This is a genomic window from uncultured Brachyspira sp. (assembly GCF_934747485.1).
Lineage (GTDB): Bacteria > Spirochaetota > Brachyspiria > Brachyspirales > Brachyspiraceae > Brachyspira.
The window spans coordinates 1-7,388 of the sequence record NZ_CAKVGN010000100.1 but is presented as its reverse complement, the minus strand read 5'-3'; the positions used below and the strand labels follow the sequence as shown (position 1 = coordinate 7,388).

The window sequence follows — 7,388 nt, the reverse complement described above, 5'->3', positions numbered from 1 at the left end:
AGTTAATTAAATTATAAGGAATACCTGCTTTTTTTAAACTAAAAAACGTGCAATATGTATGGCTCCTAAACATATTTTTGTTGGTTTTGTTGTTGAAATAAATTTTTTATATGATATAATAAATATTCAAATTATATAAAAATGGGAGTGTATATGCCTTCAGGAAGAAAAAGACTTCGTCAAAAGATGGCTACGCATAAACGTAAAAAACGTTTACGCAAAAATAGGCATAAAAAGAAATAATAACTTTTCATCTCTTTGTTTAGAGTTGTAAAATGCAAAAGGACGAGATAAAAACCGTTATAGAAGTATGTGTAGGGCTTCATTGTTCTATGAAGGGTTCGTATGCCCTTTTAGAATCAATTAGAGTCCATTATGATTTGAAAATCGGCATTCCTTCTTATGACGGTATGCTCCTTAAAGAGGTGGAGTGTATGCATAATTGTAATAATGCCATTTCTGTTTTAATTAATGGTATAGAATGCAATGATTCTTCTTTTGGCAGCGTTATTAAGTATATAGAAGCTGTACATGTTAAAGTAAGATGAAAAAATTTATTCTATATAATGATTATGCTACAAAAAATATCAAAGATTTTAAAGACAATTTCGGTGATTATCTGCATACCACTATAAGCGAATATGATACTCTGCTTAATGAATTAAAAATAGCTAACATATTCACAAGAGATGTATATAAAAAATCTTTATATAATATTTTATCAAGTAAGGATAATGATAATCAAACTTTAATTATAAATGCTTATTCTTTTGGCTATTTAGTATTTAAAGACAAATTCTTTATAAACAATAATCCTCATCTTATTTTAGATTCTGCTATATTGATTGCTAAGATTTTAAATATAAAAAATATAGATATTTTAATTAGAAGCTATTACAATAAAGAAACATTAATTAATGCAATAGTAGAAGCAGAAGATTTTTATAAAATTGAAAGCGAAATCAATATAAATATTTATGATGAAAACAACTATAAAGAAAATATAAATATTTATTTTCTTGAAAGACAAAAATATGTTTTAGATTTAGAAACTGTCATACAATTTGGATATTTTGCTCATATGGGCTTAGAAAACTTTTCTCAATATGGAAATGACAATAATAATGGTACTTGCTTAATTTCTTTTTCTGGAGATATTCCAAATTCAGATTTATACGAATTTCAATATGGCTCTTTATTTAATGAAATAATAAAAGCTAGCGGATATATTTCTTATAACAATGATATAAAATGTGTATTTACGAATGGATTTTTGAATGCTCCTACTACTTTAGAGAGTTTAAGCAGTAAAAGTTTATCATATGATGATATAAATATTGGAAATGGGGGTATATGTTTTATATCAGAAAATAGATGCATGCTTAGGGTTGTGATGAAAATTATTCAGTTTGCTAAAAGCATTTCTTGTACAAACTGTATGCCTTGCAGTTATGGTTTTAATTTATGCGAGTATTATTTAAATAAAATTATATTAGGAAAATCCAATAATAATGATTATAAGAATTTAATAAATGCTGTTGAGATGATTATTAAAGGTTCTTCTTGTTTATATATATATTATGTAGCAAAATGTATATTAGAGACTATAAAGATGTTTGAATATGAGTTTATATATGCTTTGGATAAAAAAATAACTCTTTATAGTTTTATTAATAAATAGGGTGATTATTAATAGGTTATGATAGTAAGATTTAATTTTGATGGAAGAGAGATATTATCACAAAGCGGATTTACAATATTAAAAGCTTTATCGTATGTTGGTATAGAGATAGCACATTTATGTTATTATAAATTGGATAGGGCAAGAGATTTTTATGAAGATAATGATTTGCTTAGATGCAAGCTTTGTTTGGTAAAAGTAAAAAAGAAAGATGAAGAGGAATATAGTTTTAAATATGCTTGTAATGAGATAGTTGAAAATGGAATGTATGTTATAAGCAATGATGAAGAGATTATTGAATATAGAAAATCTTTGCTTAAGGCTATACTTTATATGCATAGACCTTTTTGCGATAAGTGCAGCAGTTATTATAATTGTAAATTAAAAAAGTATATAGATTTTTATCAGTTAAAGATAGAAAGATGTGATGATGATTCAAAATTAGAAGAGATAAAAAATATTATAGATAGTTTAAATTTAGATGAAAATATAAAAGTTGATTATGATAAATGCATTAATTGCGGAGTTTGTAATAGATACAAAGCAATATCTGGTTATAATAGCATGATAGTAGATTTATGTCCTACTAAAGTTTTTAGACTTGATAGGGCGGTTGATAATGAAGAGCAAATTGAATATAAAAAAATAAATAGTTTTTGTATAGGATGCAATAAGCTTTGCGAATGCAGTTATTTTTATGATGATAAAAGACTAATAGATATACAATCGCCAGAATTAAAAAAATATGGCATATGCGATTTTGGAAGAAAGATGCTGTATTATTCAAATAAAACTTTTGAATATCCTTTAATAAATGGCATAGAAGATGATTTTAATAGGGCTAAAGATTTATTTCATAAGTTTTTAGAAGAAACAGATAAAAAAGATATTTTGGTTATTTCATCTGCTCTTTATCCTATGGAAGATTTGGAGGCTTTTAATGATTTTATATATTCATTAGGCATTACAAACTTTATGTATAAGAAAAATATAATGACTACAGACTCGAATGTTGTTAGAGGAAATTATACTAATATTAACAAATATTCATCAAAAAATTATAAATATACTTTAAATGAAATAGATAATAGTTTTAATAAGTTTATAATATTAGAAGACCCTTTATTTGAAATGGATAATATGATGGATTTTATACAGCAAAACAGAAGAAATTACATAGTATTTACTTCTTATTCTTCTATTTTGGCATATAATTCTTATTTGACTTTTCCTATTGCTGGGTTTGGAGAGTTTGAGGGGGAATATATAGATTCGCATGGTAAAAATAAATTCGTTAAAAGTTTTTTAGAGAAAAATAAAAATAGATTAGAGTTCAAGAATTTAATAAAGTATTTGTATTTGTAAAAAAATATTATATAATATATATGTGGGTTTATGATTGAGCTTTGTTATATAAAGGAGTTTATTAATGGTAAATTCGAGATATAATATACTCTCTAATCTTAAAGATAAAACTTATGATCTTTTAATTATAGGCGGCGGGGTAATAGGGGCTACCATCGCTATGAAAACAGCAAGAGTAGGAATTTCAACTCTTCTCGTAGAAAAACATGATTTCTCCTTTGGTTCATCTTCCAGAACTTCAAAAATGCTCACAGGCGGTTTTACTGATTTAACTGCACATAACTTTATATCTACGTTTTTTAAAGTTAGAGAAAGAAATAACCTTATTAATAAATCTTCAGCTTCTGACTTTGGGATATTATATCCTATATATTTCAGCGGCGGTCAAAATGCTAATTCTGGTTTAATAAGAAATGAATTGAAAGCTAATATATATGATTTGATGTCAATTTTTGGAAAAACTAAAAAACATAAATCTCATAGCAGAAACTCTGTATTGGAGACTTTGCCTGATTTAAATAACAATGATGTAATAGGGGCTACAGAGTTCTTTGAGGGTAAAATAGATGACAGCAGATATGTTTTAGAATTATTATTAAAAGCTAAGGAATATGGTGCTGATATACTTAATTATGCAGAAGTAAAGGCTTTTGATTATAATGAAAAGAAAATCAATAGAACCATACTTGCAGATAAAATAAAAGGCAAAATTTATGAAATAAGTGCCAAAAAGATATTAGTTGCAGCAGGAGCTTGGGGAGATAGTATAGTATCTATGCTTCCTAAATCCAATTTTACAGATAAAGTAAAATATGTAAAAGCTACAAATTTCTTAGTTGATAGTAATATTATTCATATAAATAAATCCGTTGTTTTACCAAAAATAAAAGACAGACCTAATGTTTTCTTAACAAAGTGGAAAGATATGACAATAATAGGTCCTGTTATAAAAAAGTATAATGGCAGTTTAGATTGTATATATTCAACAAGTGATGAAATAGAATATTTACTTGATATTTATAATACTTATTTTGGTTCTATAGTTAATAAAAATCATATAGTTACTTCTCAATCTGGAATGATGACTCTTAATCCTATGGATATGAAGATACATTCGCACCCTATTTATGATTTATTTATGGTTGAGGGGGGCAGTTTTACTATGTCTTCTCATCTTGCTATTAAAGCTTTACTTAAAATGTATGGCAAGCCTTATAAGTGGTTTAGTGTTAAAAAATTTATGAACAACAGAATAGATAAGGCGGTAGATTGGGTATTAAATAAAGATACTGTTAAGTTTTTAATGGATTATTTCGGCTCTGTGGATATGGTATTGAGATTAAATGAATTTTGTAAAGATGATTCTTCTTTGCTTGTTTCTGTAGGTCTTGATAGCAGGATACCAAGAGGCTTAATAAAATATTTTGTTGAAGTAGAATATGCAATCCATTTAGACGATATAATGATAAGAAGATTGAGATTTATACTTACAGAGAATGATTGCGGAACATTATTAGCAGAACATATTGCTCAAGAGATGGGCTATATTTTGGGTTGGGACAGCAAAAAGGTAGAATACGAAATAAAAAGATATAGAACAGAGATAAAAAGAAATAGAGTTTCTTTGTATTAAGCATTTCTTTTGTAAATAATATTTACTTTACAACCAATTTCTGGCTATTATTCATGTTTCTATGTATAAAATGTATAATAAATCTACATAATTTAGCAAATCTAAGTAAAAAAATAGTAAATTTATTGTAAAAAATATTGACAATTATCCTTAAATTTGTTATATTATAATTATAAAGATAATTTACAATCACTTTTTAAGGAGTTTATTTATGACTAAATTTTTAACTTTATTAATTTCATTAACAATTTTTGCTAGCTCTAGTTTATTTGCTGATTGGGTAGTACCTGCTTCTTCATTGCCTCAAAAATCAAGAGCTTTCATACAGAGAGTTTATCCTAATGCTCAGATATGGAAGGTTGAGAGAGACGGAGGAAAATTTGAGGTAAAACTTTCTAATGGTGCTTCTATTGATTTTTTGGCTAATGGAGATTGGGTAAGCATAGACGGAGAATATAACGGTGTTCCTTTTTCTGCTTTACCTGATGCTGTAAGTGCTGCTGTAAAAAAAGCATATCCTCAAGCTATGATAATAGACGTTGAGAAAGAGTGGGGTAATTACAAAGTAAAATTAAACAATATGATGGAGTTATTTATATCTTCAAATGGACAGCTTATGGGACAGAAATTTGATGATTAAGAATATTGAATTTATCAAAAAGCCTCAAATTGTACTAGGATTTGAGGCTTTTATTTTTTTTGTAAATGTATTATCAACTTTTTCCCGCCTTCGCTCTGCGGACTTCGTCAAAGTTGCAAAAAGTGCAAGTATTTTAACTTCATATATTATAAATATATATTAAATATAATGTAATTTTATATTTAAAATTTTAACATATTCAAAAATCAACTCATCTAAAATTAAAATAAACCTGTAATCTTGCCGTTTTCATCTATATCTATATTGCATGCTGCAGGCACTTTTGGAAGTCCCGGCATATCAATAATTCCGCCTGCCATAGCAATGATAAAACCAGCACCTGAAGCAAGTTTTATTTCATCAATATTTAAAGTATAGCCTTTAGGAGCATTTAAAAGTGATGGGTTGTCTGATATTGATTTTTGTGTTTTTGACATACATATAGGCAAGCCTCCAAAGCCAATAGATTCTATTTTTTTCATCATTTTATTAGCTTTATTAGAGAATTTTATCTCTCCTGCTCCATATATTTCTTTGCATATGCATTCTATCTTTTCTTTTATAGGTTTATCTAAATTATATAATGGCTTATAATTTGATTCTTCAGAAGTTGCTTTTACAATCTTTTTTGCTAAATCCTCTCCGCCTTCTCCTCCTTTCTCCCAAACTTCGCATAATGAAATATCAACATTCATCTGTTCACAATGTTTTTTAATTAATTCTACTTCTTTATCAGTATCAGAAACAAATTTATTAATAGCAACAACAACAGGCACATTATATTTTTTCATGTTTTCAATATGCTTATCTAAATTTTCAAAACCTTTACTCAAAGCATTCAAATCTTCTTTGTTTAGTTCTAAAGCTCCGCCATGATGTTTTAAAGCTCTTATAGTAGCAACCAATACTATACAATTAGGTTTAAGCCCAGAAACACGGCATTTAATATCAAGAAACTTCTCAGCTCCCAAATCGGCAGCGAAACCAGCCTCTGTAATTGTGTAATCAGAAAGTTTCAAAGCCAATTTTGTAGCAAGTATTGAGTTACAGCCATGAGCAATATTAGCAAAAGGACCTCCATGAACTATAGCAGGAGTATTCTCAAGAGTCTGAACCAAATTTGGTTTTATGGCATCTTTAAGTAATGCACAAGCAGCTCCCTCTACTTTTAAATCTTTTACCTTTAGAGGATTATCATTAACATCATAAGCAAATACAATATTTCCTATTCTCTCTTTTAAGTCCATTAAAGAATTAGACAAGCAAAGTATAGCCATTATTTCTGAAGCAACAGTTATTTGAAAAGATGACTGCCTTACAACTCCGTTTTCGCTTCCGCCAAGCCCTATAACAATATCTCTTAAAGCCCTGTCATTCATATCAACAACTCTTTTAAATATTATCTTATTAGTATCAATTTTTAATTCGTTGCCTTGTTTAATATGATTATCAATACAAGCTGATATTAAATTATGAGCAGAACCTATAGCGTGAAAGTCGCCGTTAAAATGTAAATTAATATCTTCCATAGGAACAATTTGAGCATATCCGCCCCCGCAAGCTCCGCCTTTAATTCCAAATACAGGACCAAGTGAAGGCTCTCTTAAAGCTGCAACTGCATTCTTGCCTATTTTGTTTAAGCCCTGTGTTAGCCCTATTGTAACAGTGGATTTTCCCTCTCCTGCTGGTGTTGGAGTTATTGCTGTTACTAATACCAATTTACCGTCTTTTTTATCTTTTAATTTATTTAAAACTGATAATTCTATCTTTGCCTTATATTTGCCGTAAACCTCATAATCTTCATCTGTGAGATTAAGCATTTTAGCTATTTCATCTATTCTTTTTAATTTGCATTCTTGTGCTATTTGTATATCTGTTTTCATAAATATGACTCCTAAGCAATAAATTATTTATAGATTTTAGACTATTATAAAATAGATTTAAAAATTATTATACAATAAAATAGTAAATTTTTCTAAGTTTGTCAATTTTATATTTTGTTTAGGAGCCATACATATTGCACGTTTTTTAGTTTAAAAAAAGCAGGTATTCCTTATAATTTAATTAAC

General features: G+C 27.7%; 6 protein-coding genes. 5 read left to right on the top strand and 1 reads right to left on the bottom strand.

The window, feature by feature from the left end; all coding sequences use genetic code 11:
- The first annotated feature begins 275 nt into the window (after positions 1-275).
- From Q0H31_RS12610 to Q0H31_RS12590, 5 genes are all read left to right on the top strand, one after another.
- Positions 276-548 carry an NAD(P)H-dependent oxidoreductase subunit E gene (locus Q0H31_RS12610; protein ID WP_295298716.1) on the top strand — a complete coding sequence of 91 codons (273 nt, stop codon included), beginning with the start codon at positions 276-278 and terminating at the stop codon, positions 546-548.
- Positions 545-1,681: an NADH-ubiquinone oxidoreductase-F iron-sulfur binding region domain-containing protein gene (locus Q0H31_RS12605; protein WP_295298715.1), complete on the top strand. Its 1,137-nt coding sequence runs from the start codon at positions 545-547 to the stop codon at positions 1,679-1,681. The genes Q0H31_RS12610 and Q0H31_RS12605 overlap by 4 nt, the downstream gene beginning before the upstream one ends.
- Positions 1,682-1,699: 18 nt before the next feature.
- Positions 1,700-3,046, top strand: coding sequence for a 2Fe-2S iron-sulfur cluster-binding protein (locus Q0H31_RS12600; RefSeq protein ID WP_295298713.1), 1,347 nt, complete (start codon positions 1,700-1,702; stop codon positions 3,044-3,046).
- A 64-nt stretch (positions 3,047-3,110) separates the two neighbouring features.
- Entirely contained in the window at positions 3,111-4,679 is a 1,569-nt protein-coding gene (locus Q0H31_RS12595) for an FAD-dependent oxidoreductase (RefSeq protein WP_295298711.1), read from the top strand.
- 211 nt (positions 4,680-4,890) lie between these two features.
- Positions 4,891-5,319: a PepSY-like domain-containing protein gene (locus Q0H31_RS12590; RefSeq protein ID WP_147731690.1), complete on the top strand. Its 429-nt coding sequence runs from the start codon at positions 4,891-4,893 to the stop codon at positions 5,317-5,319.
- A 221-nt stretch (positions 5,320-5,540) separates the two neighbouring features.
- Here Q0H31_RS12590 and Q0H31_RS12585 read toward each other — a convergent pair whose 3' ends face one another.
- A complete protein-coding gene (locus tag Q0H31_RS12585; protein WP_295298708.1) occupies positions 5,541-7,202 on the bottom strand; it encodes a formate--tetrahydrofolate ligase in 1,662 nt (553 codons plus the stop codon).
- Between the last annotated feature and the right edge of the window lie 186 nt (positions 7,203-7,388).

Bases quoted from the DNA above. Each gene is read 5' to 3' on its own strand.
- Q0H31_RS12605 (WP_295298715.1), top strand. From the start codon at position 545: ATGAAAAAATTTATTCTATATAATGATTATGCTACAAAAAATATCAAA.
- Q0H31_RS12585 (WP_295298708.1), bottom strand. From the start codon at position 7,202: ATGAAAACAGATATACAAATAGCACAAGAATGCAAATTAAAAAGAATA.
- Q0H31_RS12590 (WP_147731690.1), top strand. From the start codon at position 4,891: ATGACTAAATTTTTAACTTTATTAATTTCATTAACAATTTTTGCTAGC.
- Q0H31_RS12610 (WP_295298716.1), top strand. From the start codon at position 276: ATGCAAAAGGACGAGATAAAAACCGTTATAGAAGTATGTGTAGGGCTT.
- Q0H31_RS12600 (WP_295298713.1), top strand. From the start codon at position 1,700: ATGATAGTAAGATTTAATTTTGATGGAAGAGAGATATTATCACAAAGC.
- Q0H31_RS12595 (WP_295298711.1), top strand. From the start codon at position 3,111: ATGGTAAATTCGAGATATAATATACTCTCTAATCTTAAAGATAAAACT.